Annotated in this window: 1 pseudogene; it reads left to right on the top strand. The window is 36.1% G+C overall.

The window, feature by feature from the left end:
• Positions 1–219 precede the first annotated feature (219 nt).
• Positions 220–993: pseudogene (locus OZD63_RS00365) on the top strand (IS110 family RNA-guided transposase); the annotation flags it as partial.
• Positions 994–1,150 lie beyond the last annotated feature (157 nt).

A 1,150-nucleotide genomic window follows, 5' to 3' on the forward strand; every position in this document is an offset into this window, starting at 1 on the left:
TGTCATGCCAGTGCGTGACACTTGTATCTTTATGATGTGAGGCATTAGAGCTAAAATACCTCAAAGGGAGGGTGAAGCTGATGCGACACTAATGCCATTAAGCCAGATTTTGCTTCCCTCCCATAGAGTTAAAGACTGAACAGTATCTTTTGGAATTATATCCCGTATTACAAGGTTAGTCTAAACTCTCAGTTTATTTATAGTCTTGGAGGCAATTTTATGCAAGTAAATGCTATTTTGGGTGTGGATATTTCAAAAAAGAAATTTGATGTTTGTTAGTGGACAGTAAAAAACGACACAAAGTCTTTCAAAATAATCAAGATGGTTTTGCAAAACTTGTAGTTTGGTGCAATGGCCATGGAGCAAATCTTACTCATTTATGTCTTGAAGCAACTAGTTGGTATGGAGAAGATTTGGCTACTTTTATGCACGATTTAGGACATAATGTCAGTATAGTAAACCCAGCCCAAATCAAAGCTTTTGGCAAAAGTGAGCTGCTCAGAAATAAGACAGATAAATCAGATGCAGCTATGATAGCTAGATTTTGTATCGCCAACAAACCTGCTCTTTGGAAGCCCATTGCACCTGAAATGAGGCATTTGAGGGAGCTTTACCGTTGCATGCAATTGCCAAAAGATGATAAGGTGCAACAGACAAATCGCTTGGAAAACAAAAATATGCATTCCAGTTGCAAAGAAGCTATATCTAAAGTAATTTTGGCAATAGAGGAGCAAATTATTGTTCTCGAAAAAGAAATTAATGAGCATATAAATAACTATCCACATCTAAAAAATATGGTGGAAAACCTTAAGACTATAAAAGGTATAGGATATCTTACTGCTGTTGCTGTTGTCGCAGAAATGCCATCAGTTGATAACTTTGACAATGCTAAACAATTTACAGCTTTTGCTGCCAGGACATTATCAATCGGGATCGTCAGTAAGTAAGAGAAGTTGCATATGCAAAATAGGATCTGAGCGTATTCGAAAAGCTCCTTAGAACCTGTTAAGGATCTCGAAAATATGAGGTAAAATAAGCATAGTTAAGAAAGAGGTATATCTATGCAAAAAAGCTATCCAAGCGATATAAGTAAAGAACAATTTAAAAAAATTAGACCAATACTGGAGAGTAGCAGAAAGAAAACAAAACC

The sequence above is a fragment of the Wolbachia endosymbiont of Drosophila leontia genome (assembly GCF_028981785.1).
GTDB lineage: Bacteria > Pseudomonadota > Alphaproteobacteria > Rickettsiales > Anaplasmataceae > Wolbachia > Wolbachia pipientis.